Source organism: Streptomyces akebiae (genome assembly GCF_019599145.1).
Taxonomy (GTDB): Bacteria; Actinomycetota; Actinomycetes; order Streptomycetales; family Streptomycetaceae; genus Streptomyces; species Streptomyces akebiae.
On sequence record NZ_CP080647.1, the window covers coordinates 3,711,567 to 3,730,135 of the forward strand.

Consider the following 18,569-nt stretch of genomic DNA (forward strand, 5'->3'; position numbering starts at 1 on the left):
GCATGCCATCCTGACCAGGTGAAACCCGCCGAGATCCGCATCGAAGTCGCCCCCGAACTGGCCCTGTTCGTCCCCCACGCCCACCGCACGGGCGCGACGCCGCTGGCCACCGACGGGGTCTCCACGCTCGGCCATGTCGTGGAGTCCCTGGGCGTACCGCTGACGGAGGTGGGCGCGCTGGTCGTGGACGGCCACGAGGTCCGGGTGTCCCATGTCCCGGCAGACGGTGAGTCGGTCGCCGTACGGCCGGTGCGACGCCCCCAGCAGGTACCGGGCGCCCCGCTCCGCTTCCTCCTCGACGTCCACCTGGGCACCCTCGCCCGCCGGTTGCGCCTGCTGGGTGTCGACGCGGCGTACGAGTCCACGGACCTCGGCGACCCGGCCCTGGCCACGCTCTCCGCCGCCGAGCGGCGGGTGATGCTCAGCCGTGACCGGGGACTGCTGCGGCGCCGCGAACTGTGGGCCGGGGCGTACATCTACAGCACCCGGCCGGACGAACAACTGCGAGACGTACTGGCCCGGTTCGCCCCGGACCTGCACCCCTGGACCCGCTGCACCGCCTGCAACGGCCTGCTGGAGCCGGCCACGAAGGAGGAGGTCGCGGACCGTCTGGAGGGCGGCACGCAGCGGTCGTACGACGTCTTCGCGCAGTGCGGTTCGTGCGGTCGGGCGTACTGGAAGGGCGCGCACCACGAGCAGTTGGAGGCGATCGTGCGGGAGGCTCTGCGGACGCGTGGGGGGTGAGCCGGGAACCGGGCGTGCCTCCGGCAGGACGGTGGCCCGGTACCCCGCTCCCGGCCTCATCCGAACTGGTCGACCGCGAGTTTGATCACCAACGCGGTGACGACCACGAGCAGGACGCCGCGGATGAAGCCGGAGCCCCGCTTCAACGCGGTCCGGGCCCCGAGGGTGGCGCCCGCGACATTGCAGACGGCCATCCCCGCGCCGAGGGTCCACAGGATGTGGCCCTGCACGGCGAAGACCGTGAGCGCGCCGAAGTTCGTCCCCACGTTCACGATCTTCGCCAGTGCCGAGCTCTGGAGGAACTCCATGGACAGCAGGGCGGTGAAGCTCATGATGAGGAAGGTTCCGGTACCGGGCCCGAAGACACCGTCGTAGAAACCGACGCCGCAGCCGGCCACACCGACGGCCATCAGCTTCCGTCGTCCGCTGACGGCGTCGGCGGTCTCGATCACGGATCCGAAGTTCGGGCGCAACGTCACGAACGCCGCCACTCCGATGAGCAGGGCCATGATCAACGGCCGGAACCAGTCGGCCGGCAGGCTTGAGGCGGAGAGGGCGCCGATGCCGGCGGAGGGGACCGCGAGGCCGGCCGCGGACAGTGCCACCGACCGGTCCAGTTTGGTGCGCCGCGCGTAGGTGACGGCGGCGACGCTGGTGCCCGTGATCGCCGTCAGTTTGTTGGTGCCCAGCACGGTGGCGGGGGCCATCGTGGGAAACGCCACCAGCAGCGTCGGGATCAGGATCAGCCCGCCGCCCCCCACCACGGCGTCCACCCACCCGGCCGCGGTCGCGGCCACCAGGAGGGCGGCGACTATCTCTGGATCCATCCCGGTCCTTTCATGCCGATCGGCGGGCCCGCCGGAGAGAAAGCGGTAACGGCCCTCACGAAACCCTGGGGACATGACAAAGCTCCACGTCACGGGCGGACCGTAAGGACCTGAGCAGCTTGATGCATATTACTCGCAAGAGCAAGCTATTTGCTTTAGGGGCCGCCTCCTGCCCATCCGGGCAGCGAAGCTGTGCAGATCCCTCTCGCCCGACTGCTTCACCGCGATTCGCCACTGTTCCCCGCTCGATCTGGTGCGGTACCCATCTGACCCTCTGTCACCAACCTCCGCATCTCGGGGGAACCTCAGTCAAGTCACACCATCGTCTCCAGGAGTGCGACGACGTAAGCCCCAACGCGCTCGGTCGGCGGATGCTCCGCCTCTGTGTCGACGCAGCGGTCATAGAGGTCGGTGAAGGCTCGCCCGGCCGCCCTGTCGTCCGCCGGGCGTTCCCCTTCCATACAGTCAAGTCGTAGCCCAGTAGCAGAGTGTGTTCTCGAAGTCGCCCAGCCCCAGCATCAGGTAGTACGGGAAGCTGAATCGACCGTTGAGTCAGGCACGGTCTTAATCCATCCCGGCTAAACCGTCAACAGTACATTCGAGAAGACGTTGTCGAGGGAATTATTGCGCGTCGAAATAAGTTTGAGTACTCCCTGATCGATTTGCAGGCCGCGATTACGAGCTTTAGGCTGATTGTGATTCATCCGAGCAAGTGACATGATTTGAGGTCACCCATGGCCACTGTCACAGTAGTCGCCAAGCAGTATTGGACCACCCAAACCCCTATCCAGCCCGGAGGGGCAATTTGGTTGAGTTGGCCTATGGGGTACGAGCCTCGCGCCCTCGGCACCTACACCCTTACGGCCCTCCCGAATGAGTCCGCCTCTGGGTATTACACGATGTCGGTACGAGAGCTTCATGTCACGAAACGGTCTTGGTGGCAAGGCGACATCAACTACTGGGAGTACTACGTTGGGGCAAATTGCAACAACACTGGCAGTACGCCCATAAAATACTTCATCACCTTCCTCAGTCGAGTCAACGAATAGCCTCATCGTTGCTTCGATTGGATTCAGCAGGAGCCTGAATGGAACCAGTCACGGAGGACTCCAGCGATGAGATTGACTGCGGTTTACGACCGCCACGGGAACATCGAAACCCTTGCTGCTGGCAGTGAGGACTCGCCGCCACCGCAACCCGAAATGAAGCCAGGTCGGTACAGCTCCGAAATCAACGCTCCTGAAATTTCGGAAGCGCTCCGTGAAGATCTTGGAGAAGAGCTGATCTTCAAGCGTATGGAGGAGATAATGAGCAGCTACCGGGTCGATGTGAGCAGCGCTCCGCCGACGCTTGTAAGGGACTCCTGAGCAGCCCGGTACGCTCGCGCAAACGGCCCCGGATCATGGTCGGTCCGGGGCCGTTTGCCTGGTGCCCCGGCAGGATTCGATCCTGCGACACCCGCTTTAGGAGTTCGATCCGGGCTCGCTTCGGCTGCGACAGGCGATTGGTGGGACGGCCGGACGGAGTCGCTGGTGTACACCCTCGTCCGGCGTCGTTGATGTCAGCCGTGGATGTCAGAAGCGTTCTGATCTGTAGCTCTTGCCGGGTCGGCCAGTGACGGCCATTCCGGCCGCTGCCAGGCCCCGGAGGGACGCTACAGGACGCGGGCGATTGTTGGGGTTGCGGTACCTGGCTGCTGGACCGCAGGATCCCGGTGGGGGTGACCATGGAACGGCATGTTCTGGAACAGCTGTTGGCCGGTGACGACGAGGTGTCCATTGCTGCGCTGGCCGCCCTCCGCAGCGGCGCCACCTACCAGGTGTGGGATACGGCGTATCCCACAGCAGAGCATGCCGGGGTCTTTGTAATCCGACTTCGGCGCATGCGGCTGCACGGAGTCGAACCTCTTGGGCTGGAACGAAGCCCTCACTCCGACGCCAGGCCAAACACCCGGATCAGGTGGGAACCCGTACACCACTTCCCAGGACGCAATCCCATCGCCGAGGGGACCACGCACTACGTGTGCCGCGAGACAGGCCGTATCCCGGTGGAGGGGACGGACACGACTACGGTGCGGCTGGCCGACAGCGATGAGGCCCAGTTGCTCAAAGTGGAGCAGCCGGCCGCGGTCGCCGTCGTGCTGCACGTGGCCTTCGACCAGGATCATCGGCCGCTCGTCTGCGAAGAAGGAGTGACGGCCTCTCATGTGTTCAAGCAGGTCGACAACTACCCCATGAGGTAGGGAAACCAACGTTTCGCTTGACTGGACCGGTCCACCGGTCCGGTCTCTTTTTGAAGCCGAGCACCTGCACGCCGCCCTCTGCCGAGCCCTCGGCAGCCGGCCTCCGCCACCAGCCGCACCGGGATGTCGACAGTCTGTCCAAGCCTCGCCCAGCGCCTCGCCCAGCGCCGCGCACATCGTCGAGCGCGCGTAACCGAAACAGCCCCCGTGCCCGGTGGTTGTCCACCGGGCACGGGGGCCGATCACGCCGGCCTGGTGATCGTCAGCGGCGCTTCACATCCGCCTTTCCGCACGCCAGACCGTCCTTGTTCCGGTCCAGCCTCAACGGGTCGTCCTTGCCGTTGACCTTCAAGCGGCCGTAGTCGTTCTCCTTCAGCCACGCGCAGCGGGCCGCCGTCGTCTTCTTGACCTCCGCCGGGAAGGCCGTCGGCACGCAGACGTTCGCCGTGCCGTAGTGCCGGTCGCACCCGGCGATCGTCGGACTGACCTTCTTGGACTTGGTCTTCTTCTGCGGACCCGTGACCTTGCCCTTCGGGGCGTCCGCGAAGTCGTGGACGTGGGCCGAAGGGGCCTCGCCGGAGGCCTGCGCCAGCGCGGACGGGCCCTGAAGGTGGACCCATTCGGCCACCGACGGAACGCCGTTGGCGTCGACCGCGAAGAGCATGTACCAGCCCGGCGGGGCCAGGTTCGGGTTGCTCGTCACGTTCAGGTCCACGTTGTTGCCGTCCACCGACAGGGGGAGATCCACGAAGCGCTGGTTCGGGTCCGAGGAGTGCGTCACCGCCGCCGGGCGGATCAGTTCCGCCTTCACGATCGGGCGGTCGACCGTGATGCGTTGCGTGTCGCCGTACACCCACTCCTTGTCGATCACCGAGGTGATGGCCGGGCGGTCGCCCTTGAGGAGGTACGGCGGGGTGTAGATCGACACGTCGTGGTTCCAGGTGCCGTTGCCCGGGTTGTCGCCCGTGGTCATGACACGGCCGTCGGGGAGCAGGAACGCCGAGGAGTGGTAGCCGCGCTCCTCCGGGTCCGTCGCCACCGGGTCGAACGTGTTCGTCGCCGGGTCGTAGATCGACGTCTCGAAGACCGGATCGGCGCGGTTGTGCAGGGCGCCGCCCGTCTCCAGGACCTTGCCGTCGGGCAGCAGCACCGCGGAGACGTACATCTTGCCCTGGCTGCCCGTCTGGGCGACCTTGCCGTTGCCGAGGTCCACCGTGCCCTGCGGGATCGGCGGGCCGGCGACGTACGCCGGGTTCGCGGCCTTGAGGTCGATGACGTCCGTCAGGCGGTTCGCCGCCGGGTTGGATTCGATGTTGCCGCCGCCGAGCGTGAGGACCTTCTGGTCCTGGGCCGGGGGCAGCAGCACGCTCGCGGACTGGTCACGCTCGTCCTTGTTCTGCAGGCCGGGGACCTGCGTGATCGTGTTCGCGCCGTAGTCGTAGATCGCCGAGCCCGTCCCGGGGATGTTGTTGCCGAAGACGTGGCTGCCCGAGTAGAAGAGGCGGCCGTCCTGCATGAGGATCATCGACGGGTACAGGCCCCAGTACGACCAGGTCTGGTTGACCTTCCAGAGTTCGAGCCACTTCTGCTCGGCGTCCGACCACAGTTCGGCCGTCACCGAGCCCGTGGAGTCCTCCTTCAGACCGCCGAACGAGATGACGTCACCGTTTCCGAGGATCGTCGCCGACGGGTACCAGTGGCCGTCGTTCATGTCGTTGGTCTTGCTGTACGTCTCCGTCACCGGGTCGAAGATGTACGAGTCCTTGTAGCCTTGGTAGCCGATCGTGCCGTCGGCCGACGGATAGCCCTTGTTGCCGCTCATGACCAGGACCCGGCCGTCGTCCAACTGCACATGGCCCGCGCAGAACATGTCGTCCGGCGTCGGGATCTGCTTGTACGTGCCGTTCTTCGGGTCGTACACCGCCGAGGTGAAGGTGCCCGCCTCGAACATCTGCTCGCTGTTGCCGGAGCCGGCGATCAGCAGCACCTTGCCGTTGTTGAGGACGACCGAGTGCATGGAGCGGACGGGGTTCTGGGTGGGCAGCACGTCCCAGCGGCCGTTCAGGCACTCGTCCGGGGTGCCCGTGCACTCCGGCTCGGGGACCGGGTCGGCGACCACGTCCATCGTGTAGTCGTCGGTGGTGACGGAGCCGGTGCCGTAGACGGAGACGCCCCAGGTGATCCGGTCGGTGCCCGCCGGGATGGCGGGGGTGCGGACCGACGCCTCGGTCCAGCTCCCGGCCATCTCCAGCGTCTTGAGGTCCGTCCAGTACTGCCAGCCGGCCGTGGTGTCGTGCCGGAACAGGGTGACGGAGGTGTCCGGGGTCGTCGACTTGTACCAGAGCGACAGGTCGTACTGCTTGCCGACGGCGACCGACGGCGCACAGGCCGCCGACTCGGTGATCAGGGCCTTGCGGTCGCCGGAGACCCGGCGGGTCAGCTCGACCTTCATGGCCTTGGAGCCCGTGTGGGCGCCCCCCACCGTCGTGAAGGTGAAGTCGTTGTCGCCCCAGCCGGACTTCTCCCAGCAGTACGGCATGTCGTCACTGCCGGCCGTCTCGAAGCCGGGGTTCTTGATGAGGTTGGCGGCGGACGCGGGCTGGGGCGAGATGAGCAGGAGGCCGGAGGCGAGTGCTCCGACCGCCAGCAGGGCGGTTCTGCGTCTGACCCTGGGTCTCGGTCCGGGTCTGCCCCGGACCGTCGATCTGCCCCAGACCGTCAAGCGGTCCTTCAGGTGGTTCTTCACGCGGCTCTCCTTGCCGGTTCGGCTGCCTGCTCGGCTGCCTTCCTCTCCTCGCCCTCCTTCTCGCCGCGCTCCCCGCGGCGGGATGTCTTGCGAGGCAGATAGACGAGCGCCTCGGTCCCCACGAAGCGCAGGACGAACGTCGTCACCAGGGCGAGCGCGGTCGCGGGCAGCGCGCCCATGCCGAACTCGCTCACGAACAGGGCGATCAGCGGGATACGCAGCAGCAGATCGGCGTTGGCGAGCAGCGCGAACCTGCCGATGCGGTCCCATCCCTTGCGGTGCTTGCGCCGCTCGCGGAAACACAGATGCTCGATGAGGAGGAAGTTCCAGACCACCCCGAGCTGGTTGGCGAGGATCTCCGCGGGGACATAGTGCATGCCGGCCGAGGTCAGCGCGTAGAGACCGGCGAGGTTCGGAACGAATCCCGTGACACCGATCAGCCCGAAGACGATCATGCGGGCGAGCGGAGAGGCCGTCCGCAGCCCCATGAGGTGGCGCAGGAACCTGAACCCCTCCTGCGCGGTCGACTTGGACTCGCCCGCGTACCGGTCCTGGAAGACGAAGGGCACCTCCGTGACCTGCCGCGGGCGGCTGCGCACGGCGAGTTCGAGGAGGATCTTGTAGCCGAGCGGCTGGAGGATCTCGGCGGTGACCGCGCTGCGGCGGATCGCGAAGAAGCCGCTCATCGGGTCGCTGATGCCGTGCAGCCGGCGCGGGAAGAGGGACTTGGTGAGCCAGGTCGCGCCGCGCGAGACGGCCACCCGGTAGCTGCCCGCGAGTCCGGCCCGGCTGCCGCCCTTGATGTAGCGGGAGGCGACCACGAGACCCGCCGACGACCGCTCCCCGGTCGCCACCAGGTCCGGCACGAGGGACGGCGGGTGCTGCAGGTCGCCGTCCATGACGACGATCCAGTCGGACGTGGCCGCCTTGATGCCCTCGACCACCGCGCCGCCCAGGCCGCCGACCGGTTCGTCGCGGTGCAGCACGGTCACCGGGAACGGGCAGTCCTGCGCGGCCTCGTTGATGACCTCGGGGGTGTCGTCGGTGGAGTCGTCCACGAAGACGACCTCGCAGGGCAGCCGCCCGGGGACCGTCTCGGTGATCTGGTGCAGCAACTCCCGTACGTTCGCCGACTCGTTGAAGGTCGGGACGACGATGGTGACGGCACCCGGTTCGGGGACCTCGGCAGCCCGCACGGCCGGATCACCGAGTGTCCCGGGCGCGGTGGACTCGTAGCTTCCGCTGTTCATCGGTCGCCTCCAGCGGCCTCGGTCTCGCGGATCCGGTCGTCGTCGCCGGTGGCCCCGGTGCCACTCGTGCGGTTGTCGCCGCCGTTCTCGATCCTGCGGATCTCGATGCGGTCGTCGCCGGTGCCGAAGGTGGCCACCGGGGTCGAGTTCTCCATCGCGCCCTTGACGTTGGGCAGGTCGACCGCGTCACGCCGTACGGTCGGGGAGGCGACCACGTAGTCGAGGTCGCGCCAGCCGCGCGGCATCGTCTTCGTCACCGCCGGGTCGAGGTCGGCCTTGTAGAACCAGATGACGCCGAGTCCCGGCCGGTAGCCCTCGTGGACGAGGTCGAGCCAGAGCGCGTCGTCGACGAGGACCCGGGTGCCCGCCGGGTCCTCGATCTCACTGCCGAGCCACTTCGCGGCCTGCTGGTAGGGGGCGTTGGCGTTGAACGTCATCGCGGTGTGGTTGCCGTCGTACCAGCGGGGCACGACGTACACCGCCGCGGCGGCGGCCAGGGCGAGGGCCACGCCGTGCCGTGCCCAGGTCAGGGCCCGGTGCTCGCTCGTGCTCCGCCACCGGCGCAGGACACCGTGGGCGACGCTCGCCGTGCCGCCCGCGAGGACGAGGGCGAGGAAGGGCAGCGCCTGGAGGACGTACATCGCGGGCAGATAGCCGGGGCGCAGGGCCATTCCGGCGAGGATGGCGACGGCGAGCGCGGGTCCGGCGAGGGCCCGCGCGGTCACCGACCAGCGCCAGGTGACCAGGAGCAGCAGAGCGCCCGCGAGCCCGCCGAGCGGCAGCACACGGTCGTAGTACAGCCAGGACTGCAGGACGCCGTACGAGCCGGTGCCCTCGGTGAGGATGAAGCCGGAGCCGGGGCGGCTCATCTGGTAGACGATGCCGTCCCAGAGGGACACATGGCCGGCGCCCGGCAGCAACTCGCCCTTGAGCAGGGCGAACAGCGGGTACGAGATGCCGATCAGGGTGCAGGCGGTGACGGCGCCGGTGATGGCGAACTTCCTGGTGTCCCGGTGGCTGTGCCGCCACATGGTGAGCAGCACGGCCGGCAGGACGAGGAGCATCGTCTCCTTGGTGAGCACGGCCGCGGCGGCGGCGATACCGGCGCCGAAGTGGTGCCAGAGGTGACGGCTGGGCGAGGCGGCGAGACAGAACGCCAGCAGCGTCCACATCACCGCGATGTTGTCGAGGAAGATCTCCCGCTGGAGCACCACCGACAGCGGGGACAGTCCGAAGAGCGCCATGCCGAGGCCGGCGGCCCAGCGGGGCAGCGACAGGCGGCGGCCGAGGACGTAGACGAGGACGGCGCTGACCGCGCTGACCAGCAGCATCACCGCGCGCATCGAGCCGACGGTCATCGACTCGGGGGCGAGCTGGGCGGGGATCCAGGTCAGGACGGCGAGCTGGATCCAGCCGAGGGGCGGGTGGTCGTACCAGTAGGTGTAGTGGGCGAGGCCCCTGCCCTCCTGGACGGCCCAGGCCTGCGCGAGGTAGGTGCCCTCGTCGTCGCTGAGGGTCGGGTAGTCGGCGATGTTCCATCCCTGCACGATCATGATCGCGACGAGGAGGAGACCGCAGAGGAGCAGGTCGGGGCGCGAGTCCCGCAGGCGCTTCGGCGGTGACCCGGGCGCGGACGAAGCGGAAGAGGAATCGTTTGTTCGACCTGTCGAACCGGCTGTGGGCGCAGCTGTCCGCTGCGCGGGGACCTTGACTTTCGTCTTGGTCGCCGCGGGAAGTGTGGAGGTCACGCAGGAACGTCCTCTCGGTTCACGTTCGCGAGATGTGCGCCGACGTGGCTGGTCAACTCCCAGTCGTTGCGGCCGCGTTGCTCGCGCCACACCGCGCGTACGGCGGCGAAGGCGAGGAGCACCTGGTAGAAGGGGCCGCCCACGACGAGCTTGACGTAGTGGACGAACCGGACGCGCAGTCCGTACTGCCTGCCGAAGTCGTGCAGTCCGACGACCTCGAACACGAAGGTGACGAGGGCGGTGACGGCCGGCAGGAAGGTGATGAAGGCGACGCCGACGGGGACGTCGAGGAAGAGCGCGATGGCTACGTTGAGCGGGATGATCACCCCGGAGACGGCCTGGAGATAGGGCGTCATCAGTGTGTAGCGGGCGAGCAACCGCTGCCGGAAGCTGGGCAGTTGGCGCCAGTCCTTCTTCCGGTAGACCTGGAGGAAGCCCTGGTTCCAGCGGGTGCGCTGTTTCATCAGCGACATCAGGCTGCCGGGGGTCTCCTCCCGGGTCACCATGTCGGAGTCGTAGGCGACGACGACCTTCTTGCCCACGCTCGACAGCCGGACGCCCAGGTCGCAGTCCTCGGCGAGGCAGTCGGGGTCCCAGCCGTCGGCCTCGCGCAGCACATCGGTGCGGACGAAGACGGTGTTGCCGCCGAGCGGGATGAACCCTTTCTGCGCGTGCAGATGGAGCCGGGACCGGAACCAGAAGAAGTACTCCAGGCAGTTGCGCAGGCTGTACCAGCTGGAGTTGTAGTTGATGAGCTGCACCCCGCCCTGCACGACGTCCGCGCCCGTGGTGCGGAAGGCGTGGTCGACGTGGGACAGCAGCTCCGGATGGACCTGGTCCTCGGCGTCGAAGACCCCGACGACATCGCCGCGGCAGTGCGGCAACGCCGTGTTCATGGCCTTCGGCTTGTTCTTCTTCTCGTGGTGGTCGACCACCACGCGGACACGCGGGTCGCGCTCCTCCGCGTCCCGGGCCACCGCGGTGGTCTCCGGGTCGTCGTGCCCGACGATCACGATGATCTCGAAGTCGTCGTGGCTGGATTCGAGCAGTCGTTGGATGGTGTGGTCCAGCACGGCCTGTTCATGGCGCGCCGGCAGCAGCAGTGAGAACGACACATGCTCGTCGCCGTCCGGTCTGCTGAACCGGGTGGAGGCCAGCACTTCGGGCGTTCGCCACGCGTGCATCTGCCACCACAGAGTGAAGGCCGCCATCCAGAACAAGGCAAGCGAGATGACAGCTATGAAGACAGACGTCAGCAAGATAGATCCCCCCGGATCCCAATACCCCCTGTCGCGCCGGGAGTTACTCCCGGCGCGTCACTGTGGAGAGACTAGGGGGAAACTGTGAACCCTGGGGGCCCTTCCGATAAAAAGCGTGTTTCCGTTCGAGGGAACACGTAATCGGACGTGTCCGCACACCGGCCCGTATCAAGCCAGTTGTTCGATCTTGCCCCACTTCTCTGACCGGCGACTTTCAGCCGATCGAGGCCACTCCCAGAGCCGTACGCAAGCGGTCGACATCGGTCACGGGAGCGTCACATGTGAAATTACGGCAGACATACACAGTCGGTTCACCGCCGACGAGCGGACGGTCGGCCAGCAGCGGCAGTTCGTCACTGTCCGCGGTCCCCACGGCCACCACCGCACCCGGCGCGGTCCCCAGCAACGCCGTCCGATGCAGCTCCCTCGTCCCCGGATGCCCCTGCGGTCCGACGACCGCCACCTCACGCGGCCCGTCGAGCAGGGCCTCCGCCGTGGCCAGCCCCCATCCGATGAACCGGGGCGCCCTCGGCCCCAGTGCCTTCACCACGCCCAACGCCCGTTCGGCGGCCGTCCGGTGAGGCTCGGAACCGGTGTGCGCGGCATAACTCAGCAGTGCTCCGGCCGCCGCGCTCCACCCCGACGGCGTGGCGTTGTCGGTCGGATCCTGCGGCCGCCGGATCAGCCTCTCCGCGTCGGCGGCGGTGTCGAAGAGCGCCCCCGACTCCTCGTCGACGAACCGGACGAGCACATGGTCGAGCAGGAACCCGGCGAACTCCAGCCACACCCCCTCCCCCGTGACCGACGCCAGCGCCAGGAACCCCTCGGCGACGTCCGCGTAGTCCTCCAGCACCCCCGCGTTGGCGCCGACCTGCCCGTCCTTGCTGGTCCGCGCGAGCCTCGCCCTCTCGTCCAGATGCAGTCGTACGAGGAGGTCCGCGGCGGCGATGGCGGCGTCCACCAGGTCGGGGCGGTCGAAGTAGGCACCGGTCTCGGCGAGCGCGGCGACGGCGAGGCCGTTCCAGGCGGCCACCACCTTGTCGTCACGGCCGGGGGCGGGCCGACGCGCACGCGCCTCCTTCAGCCGACTCCTCACCGACTCGATCCGCTCGGCATCGAACACGCCCTCGCGTTGCGGCAGTTGAAGGACGGACGCCCCTTCCTCGAAGGTCCCCTCCTCCGTGACCCCGAAGTGCTGCGCGGCGAGCGCCGCGTCCTCCTCGCCGAGCACCTCGGTCAGCTGCTCGGGCGTCCAGACGTAGTAGGCGCCCTCGACGTGCTTCCCGGACCCGGTCCCGTCGTCGCTGTCGGCGTCCAGCGCCGAGGCGAACCCGCCCTCGTTCGTGCGCAGTTCACGGACCATGAAGTCGGCCGTCTCCAGGGCGACGCGCCGGGCCAGCTCGGAACCGGTGGCCCGCCAGAGATGGGCGTACACGCGGCACAGCAGGGCGTTGTCGTACAGCATCTTCTCGAAGTGCGGCACGACCCACTCACGGTCGACGGAGTACCGGGCGAAGCCGCCGCCGAGCTGGTCGTAGATACCGCCGCGGGCCATGCGCTCGCACGTGTCCCGCGCCATCTGCAGCGCGCCCTCGGAACCGGTGCGCGCCGCGTGCCGCAGCAGGAACTCGATCACCATCGAGGGCGGGAACTTGGGCGCCCTGCCGAAGCCGCCCCGCGCCGCGTCGTACTCCCGGGTGAGCCCCAGCAACGCCTGCGCCAACTCGTCCTCCCCGGGCGCGTCGACCGCCGCGAACTTCAGCTCCCGCCCCGCCAGGTCCCGCACGATCTTCCCGGCGACCTCGGCGACCTCGTCCCGCCGGTCCGCCCAGGCGGCCCGCACCCCCTCCAGGACCTGCCGGAAGGAGGGCATGCCGTGGCGGGGGGCGGGCGGAAAGTAGGTGCCGAAGTAGAAGGGCTCCCCCTCCGGCGTCAGGAACACGGTCATGGGCCAGCCGCCCTGCCCGGTCGCGGCCTGTACGGCCTCCATGTACACCGCGTCGACGTCGGGGCGCTCCTCCCGGTCGACCTTGACGCTCACGAAGTGCGCGTTCAGGTACTCGGCGGTCTCCCGGTCCTCGAACGACTCGTGCGCCATCACATGGCACCAGTGGCAACTCGAGTAGCCGACGCTGAGGAGCACCGGTACCCCCCGCCTGCGCGCCTCCTCGAACGCCTCGGCCGACCAGGGCCACCAGTCGACCGGGTTGTCGGCGTGCTGGAGGAGGTAGGGAGATGTCTCGTGGGCCAGTCGGTTCGCCATGGGCACCATCATTCCCCAGTACCCGGGAATCGCAGTTCAGCACGGGGGCGCGTCCCACTCTCGCCCCCGACGACCCCGCAGTCGGCCGCCGGCCCGGGCCTCGCGGCGGCCCCCGTTCCCCGCGCACGCGCACGCACCGCCCGCGCACGCGCCCCCTCCCTGATCCACGCCCTCTCGCCTCCGCGCCCCGATCGGCCCACACTTGCCACAGGCAGCCGTTTCAACGAAGGGGGACGTTGTGATGCGGGACAGCCACCGGGGGGAGGCCGAACGGCTGTTGATCCGGGCGGTCGAGGAGGAGGTCCGCAGGTCGGGCGGCCGTACCGACGGAGTCGTCCTGCTCGGCCGTGCCCGCGCCTCCCTGGACGCGATGGCGCAGCACGCGGCCGAGGAGTACGAGACGTACACCCGGGCACTGGACGAGTCCGAGGCCGGGCGCCTCACCTTCGGCCAGCGCTACGCGAAGGAGGGCTCCGGAACTCCCCTCCTGATCGCGGCCGTTGCCGCCGGCACGGCGGTGGTCGCCGACCTCTCCTTCGGTGTCGCCCCCGGCACCGCCGTCAGCACGGGGGTGATCGTCGGCATCGCGAGCGCCGTGGCCACCGTCCTGAAGGTCACCGCCTCCCACCTCCCCGCCGCCCACCATCACGCGGGCGCCCTGAGCCAGCCCGGCGGCCCCGAGCAGCTGCGGCTGCAGTGGCTGACGGCGCTGGAGGTACGCGGCATACGCCCGTTCCTCGACCAGCAGCGCGTCCTCGCCGCGTCGACGGCGACGGCGAAGAAGAAGGCACCCCAACTGCGCGGCGCCGACAAGAGCGCGGCGGCCCGGCGGCGCAATGTGCTGGAGCAGTCGTTCGCCCAACTCCCCGAGTCCGACGAACGGTTCGCGGGCCGACGGACGGAGATGGGGAAGATCCGCCAGTGGGTGCAGGCGGCCCGCGCGGAGACCGAGACCCGGCCGACCGTCGTCGTGCTGCACGGCGCGTCCGGCTCCGGCCGCACCGCTCTCGCCGTCCGCGCCACCCATGAACTGCGGGACTACTTCCGGGGCGCCTGCGTGGTCGATCTGCGCGGCGACAGCCCCGAGGAGCCGCCGCTGTCGACCCGGGACGCGCTGATGCATCTGCTGAATCGTCTCGGCGCACCCCGCGACCAGCTGCTCTTCCGGGAGCGCACCTCCCAGGACCAGCAGGTCAAACGGCTCAGCGAGCTGTACCACCAGCATCTGACCGCCCTGCCGGTGACGATCGTCCTGGACGACGCCTCCGATCCCGAGCAGGTCAGCGCCCTCGTCCCCGAGCGCTCCGACAGCCTCGTCCTGGTCACCGCCCGCTCCCCGCTCGCCCTCCCCGCCGACCTGCCCGCCTGGGTCCACCAGCTCCCCGTCGAGGCGCTCGACGGCGACGGCACGCACGAACTGCTGAGCACGGCGGCCCAGGACGGCTCGGCGCTGTCGGCGGGAGCCGACCCGGGTGCGGCCCCGGGTGCCGCCGCAGGGCCGTCCTCGGGGGCGCGACCCGCCTCGTACGACACGGAATCCGTCGCCCGGATCCGGCACCTGTGCGGCGGCCTGCCCCTCGCCCTGCGCGTCGCCGGCTCGTCCCTGGGCCCGCGCACCCCCGGCCAACTGGCCACGGACCTGGGTGCGTACGGCCCGGTCGAGCCGATCGAGAGGGCCCTCTGGCTCCGCTACACCGACCAGTCGGAACTCTCCCGCCGGCTGCTGCGCCGACTGGCACTGGCGGGGCGGGCGTCACTGGGCGCGGCGGCGGCCGCCTCGCTCCTCGCCACCGACGAGACGGAGGCGACCCGTCACCTCACCGCGCTCGCCCGCGCCGGTCTGATCGACCACGTCCACGGCAACCGCTACCGCCTGCACGACCTGGTCCGTGCCTTCGCCCACGCCCGCCTCCTCGACGAGGAGGAGCCGAGCGAGCGCACGGCCGCGCAGGAACGCCTCATCGTCACCTACGCCGACCTGGCCGACTCCGTCCTGCGCCTCGTCGACGGCAACATGTCGACCCGCTCGGACCGCTTCGGCCAGCACGGCTTCGTGTCGCTGGAGGAGGCGCTGCGCTGGCTGGACGACGAGACCAGCTTCATCACCTCCACCCTCCGGCACGCGGAGGGCGTGAACCAGGCGGCCGTGCTCAGTCTGCTGGGCGCCCTGTGCGACTACTGTCTGCTGCGCGGCGACCTCTACCGCCTCGGCGAACTCAACGAGCTGGCCCAGTCGGTGGACCAGGGCCTGCTGACCCGCTCCGTCCAGTGGCGTACGGGTATCGCGGCCCGTCAACTGGGTGAGCTGGACAAGTCGCGTACGACGCTGGCGTCGGTGGTCAACCTGTACATGGAGACGAACCACGACGCGGGCGCCGCCCGTGCCCTGTGCTCCCTGGGCATCACCCTGCACCACCAGGGCAATCTGACCGAGGCGGCGGAGAAGCTCCTGGAGGCCCTGCAGATGCAGTCGGCCCCCGAGCTGGCGGCGGACCGCGCGTGGACGATGCACGCCCTCGCGGCGGTGGAACGCGACCGCTCCCATCTGGCCGACTCCCTGGACCTGTTGAACCGGGCGCTGGTCCTGCACCGTCAGCAGGAGTCCCTGCACGGCGAGGGCTGGGCCTACTACCAGCTGGGCCAACTGCTGCTGCGCATGGGCGAGGTACCCCGTGCGCAGACCGAACTGCGCACGGCGCTCGACCTGTTCGGCCGTACCCGGGACCCCCGGGGCGAGGCCTGGTCGATGACGCAGCTGGCCCGGGCCCGCCTCGTCGCCGGGGACCCCTCCGCCGCCGTCGACGGTCTGCGGCAGGCCCTCTCCCGCCACCGCGACAACGAGGACGCGCGCGGCGAGGCCTGGTCCGGCTACTACCTGGGTCAGGCCCTGGAGGAGACCGGCAATCTCGACCAGGCCGTCCGCGAGCTGGAGCGCTCCCGCACGATGTTCTCCCGGATGCGGGACGTGTACGGCCTGGCCTGCGCCCGCCACCACTCGGCCCGCGTCACCCGCGACCAGCGCGCCGTGCAGACCGGCTCGCTGCGCAACTCCGGCTTCGCCCGCCAGCTCCTCGTCGACGCCCGCGCCGACTTCCAGCGCATCGGCGTCGCCCACGGAGAGGCCTGGACCTGCCTGGAACTGGCGGTGGTGGACGCGGGCAACACCCGCACCCCCCAGGCACTGGCCCTCTGCGAGGAGGCCACCCGCCTCTTCGCCTCCTACGGCGACCGCCGCGGCGAGGACTGGGCCCGCTTCCTCAAGTGCACCCTGCTGCCCTACGCGGCTCCCGGCGGCGTGGAGATCGGCACGGCCGTCGCCCAGGAGGACCTGGCCCATCTCTCCCGCACGGCCCACCCCCTGCGTGACGAGAAACTCACCGAGTACATCGAGGCCTACCAGCTCCTCCTGGAACGTGGCGTCAACCTGGAGAGCGGCTGGCGGGCCTGGACCCTCGGCATGGTCCCGAACCGCCATGCGCGCGAGGTGATGGGCGTGCCGGTATCGGGCGGGCACGGGTGAGCCGGAGCTGCTCCATGCTCAGTCACCCCGCGACGACAGGGCGTGACCGCACGGCACCTCGGCGGTGTCGCACGGTCAGCCCGTCAAGCCGTCGCGCCGGCGGTCAGCCCTTCGCCGGGGTCGCCTTCCCGGCCACGTCCGTCGCCGTCTCCTCGACGGAGGCGTCCGGGTCCGGCGACTCCTTGAAGTCGACCTTGCCCATGTGCTTGGTCATGGACTTCATCAGGCCCCAGACGGCCAGGGCCATCACCGCGAAGACGATGAAACCGAGGACGCCGGGGGTGACCTTGTCCTCGTCCACCTCCTTGGCGAGGGGGACGAGGTGTGTGACTGCCAGGCTTACGCTCATGCCTGGCATTGTCCCCCAGGGCTAGCGGATGCCCGCAAAGAGGTCGTCCTCCGGGAGCGAGGTGTCCACGAGGGACTTCGCGAGCTCGTACTCCTCGGTCGGCCAGACCTCCTTCTGGATCTCCATCGGGACCCGGAACCAGCCGCCGTCGGGGTCGATCTGCGTGGCGTGGGCGACGAGGGCCTTGTCACGGATCTCGAAGAACTCGGCGCACGGCACATGCGTGGTCAGGGTCCGGTTCTTGTGGTCGGACTCGTCCCAGCGCTTGAGCCACTCGCCGTACGGGGACTCCAGGCCGCGCTCCAGCAGGGCGTTGTGCAGCGCCTCGGTGCGCGGGCGGTTGAAGCCCTGGTTGTAGTAGAGCTTCTGCGGCTGGTACGCCGGGCCGTACTCGGCCTCGGGGTACCGCTCGGTGTCCGCCGCGCCCTCGAACGCCACCATCGAGATCTTGTGGGTCATGATGTGGTCGGGGTGCGGGTACCCGCCGTTCTCGTCGTAGGTGGTGATCACCTGGGGACGGAACGCGCGGATCTTCCGGACCAGCTCACCCGCCGCCTTGTCGACGTCCTCCAGGGCGAAGCAGCCGTCGGGAAGGGGCGGCAGGGGGTCGCCCTCGGGGAGGCCGGAGTCGACGAAGCCGAGCCACTCCTGGCTGACGCCGAGGATCTCGCGGGCCTCGTCCATCTCCTTCTTGCGTACCTCGTGAATGTGCTCCTCGATGTACTTGTCGCCCTGCAGTTTCGGATTGAGGATGGAGCCGCGCTCGCCGCCCGTGCAGGTCACGACCAGCACGTCCACCCCCTCGGACACATACTTCGCCATGGTGGCCGCACCCTTGCTCGACTCGTCGTCGGGGTGCGCGTGCACGGCCATCAGTCGCAGCTGGTCAGTCAAGACTCATTCCCTCGTCACTCGGCGCCCGGCCTGAAATTCGGTGACTCGGCCCGGCGCGATCCGGTGAGTCCATACTGCCGTCCCGCTCGGACACCCGTGTGGGGCGGCCGTCAGGCGCTGGGCGGGGGCTTCTATAGTGACGGCATCGGGGGACGGGATATTCCCGGTTCGGATCAGAGAGGGCGACCATGACGACGGCGAGCACGCGGCTTCCCGAGGGTCGCTACGGTCGCTCCGCGGACGAGCGCGCCGACCGCAACCTCAAGGTCATCGGCAGCGTCCTCGGCGCGGCCCTCCTCGTCCTCATCGGCTGGTTCGCCTACCACTACGTCGCCGGCAACAAGATCAGTGTCGAGATCTACACCTTCGATACCTCGGCGACCTCGGTGGAGGTGCACCTCAGGGGCGACAAGGACGCCGGCGTCGAGGGCTACTGCACCGTGCGCTCCCAGTCCGAGGACGGCGCAGAGGTGGGCCGCGCGGACTTCCGCTTCGACGCCGCCACCACCGACATCGACGAAGTCGTCACCCTGAAGACGACGGCGCGCGGCACCACCGCCGAACTGCTCGGCTGTCACGCCGGCTGACCCCGGCCCGCCGAAGCCCGGCCCGAGCCGCCGACCGAACCGTCCGGCTCTCCGCATCTCCACCCTGACCTGCGTCGACGTAACGCTTGTGGTTTATGTCCTCCCCCTTCCGCCGGTGAATTGTTAGGCTCGTGGTTTCG

13 protein-coding genes are annotated in these 18,569 nt (G+C 69.1%); 5 read left to right on the top strand and 8 right to left on the bottom strand.

Annotated elements, in window-relative coordinates; translation table 11 throughout:
* The first annotated feature begins 18 nt into the window (after nucleotides 1-18).
* Nucleotides 19-744 (top strand): Mut7-C ubiquitin/RNAse domain-containing protein, encoded by a 726-nt coding sequence (locus K1J60_RS15855; protein WP_220646787.1) that lies wholly within the window; start codon nucleotides 19-21, stop codon nucleotides 742-744.
* Nucleotides 745-800: 56 nt separating this feature from the next.
* Here the strand turns inward: K1J60_RS15855 and K1J60_RS15860 are convergent, their stop codons facing one another.
* The gene (locus K1J60_RS15860; RefSeq protein ID WP_220646788.1) at nucleotides 801-1,571 is read right to left on the bottom strand and encodes a TSUP family transporter; all 771 of its coding nucleotides are present in this window, start codon (nucleotides 1,569-1,571) and stop codon (nucleotides 801-803) included.
* A gap of 1,115 nt (nucleotides 1,572-2,686) precedes the next feature.
* On the opposite strand from K1J60_RS15860, the gene K1J60_RS15865 reads away from it, so the two are divergent.
* The gene (locus K1J60_RS15865) at nucleotides 2,687-2,938 is read left to right on the top strand and encodes a hypothetical protein (RefSeq protein WP_220646789.1); all 252 of its coding nucleotides are present in this window, start codon (nucleotides 2,687-2,689) and stop codon (nucleotides 2,936-2,938) included.
* A gap of 359 nt (nucleotides 2,939-3,297) precedes the next feature.
* On the top strand, nucleotides 3,298-3,813 hold the full coding sequence (locus K1J60_RS47165) for a UTRA domain-containing protein (protein WP_398684257.1): 516 nt from the start codon (nucleotides 3,298-3,300) through the stop codon (nucleotides 3,811-3,813).
* A gap of 262 nt (nucleotides 3,814-4,075) precedes the next feature.
* Here K1J60_RS47165 and K1J60_RS15875 read toward each other — a convergent pair whose 3' ends face one another.
* The 5 genes from K1J60_RS15875 to K1J60_RS15895 form a co-directional block, all read right to left on the bottom strand.
* Nucleotides 4,076-6,535 carry a galactose oxidase-like domain-containing protein gene (locus K1J60_RS15875; protein WP_220651490.1) on the bottom strand — a complete coding sequence of 820 codons (2,460 nt, stop codon included), beginning with the start codon at nucleotides 6,533-6,535 and terminating at the stop codon, nucleotides 4,076-4,078.
* A gap of 20 nt (nucleotides 6,536-6,555) precedes the next feature.
* Complete coding sequence (locus tag K1J60_RS15880) at nucleotides 6,556-7,809, bottom strand: glycosyltransferase (RefSeq protein WP_220646790.1); 1,254 nt, start codon at nucleotides 7,807-7,809, stop codon at nucleotides 6,556-6,558.
* Nucleotides 7,806-9,557, bottom strand: a complete 1,752-nt coding sequence (locus K1J60_RS15885) for an ArnT family glycosyltransferase (protein ID WP_220646791.1) — start codon at nucleotides 9,555-9,557, stop codon at nucleotides 7,806-7,808. Before K1J60_RS15885 ends, K1J60_RS15880 begins: the two co-directional genes overlap by 4 nt.
* A complete protein-coding gene (locus tag K1J60_RS15890; RefSeq protein ID WP_220646792.1) occupies nucleotides 9,554-10,816 on the bottom strand; it encodes a glycosyltransferase in 1,263 nt (420 codons plus the stop codon). Before K1J60_RS15890 ends, K1J60_RS15885 begins: the two co-directional genes overlap by 4 nt.
* A gap of 214 nt (nucleotides 10,817-11,030) precedes the next feature.
* Nucleotides 11,031-13,079, bottom strand: coding sequence for a thioredoxin domain-containing protein (locus K1J60_RS15895; protein WP_220646793.1), 2,049 nt, complete (start codon nucleotides 13,077-13,079; stop codon nucleotides 11,031-11,033).
* 241 nt (nucleotides 13,080-13,320) lie between these two features.
* Here K1J60_RS15895 and K1J60_RS15900 point away from each other — a divergent pair, with 241 nt between their 5' ends.
* Nucleotides 13,321-16,599 (top strand): tetratricopeptide repeat protein, encoded by a 3,279-nt coding sequence (locus K1J60_RS15900; protein WP_220646794.1) that lies wholly within the window; start codon nucleotides 13,321-13,323, stop codon nucleotides 16,597-16,599.
* Nucleotides 16,600-16,702: 103 nt separating this feature from the next.
* On the opposite strand, the gene K1J60_RS15905 is transcribed toward K1J60_RS15900, so the two are convergent.
* Together K1J60_RS15905 and mca are read right to left on the bottom strand one after the other, a co-directional pair.
* Nucleotides 16,703-16,948, bottom strand: a complete 246-nt coding sequence (locus K1J60_RS15905) for a hypothetical protein (RefSeq protein WP_220646795.1) — start codon at nucleotides 16,946-16,948, stop codon at nucleotides 16,703-16,705.
* 21 nt (nucleotides 16,949-16,969) lie between these two features.
* Nucleotides 16,970-17,821 (bottom strand): mycothiol conjugate amidase Mca, encoded by an 852-nt coding sequence (gene mca / locus K1J60_RS15910; protein WP_220651491.1) that lies wholly within the window; start codon nucleotides 17,819-17,821, stop codon nucleotides 16,970-16,972.
* 209 nt (nucleotides 17,822-18,030) lie between these two features.
* On the opposite strand from mca, the gene K1J60_RS15915 reads away from it, so the two are divergent.
* Nucleotides 18,031-18,429 carry a DUF4307 domain-containing protein gene (locus K1J60_RS15915; protein ID WP_220646796.1) on the top strand — a complete coding sequence of 133 codons (399 nt, stop codon included), beginning with the start codon at nucleotides 18,031-18,033 and terminating at the stop codon, nucleotides 18,427-18,429.
* Nucleotides 18,430-18,569: the final 140 nt, after the last annotated feature.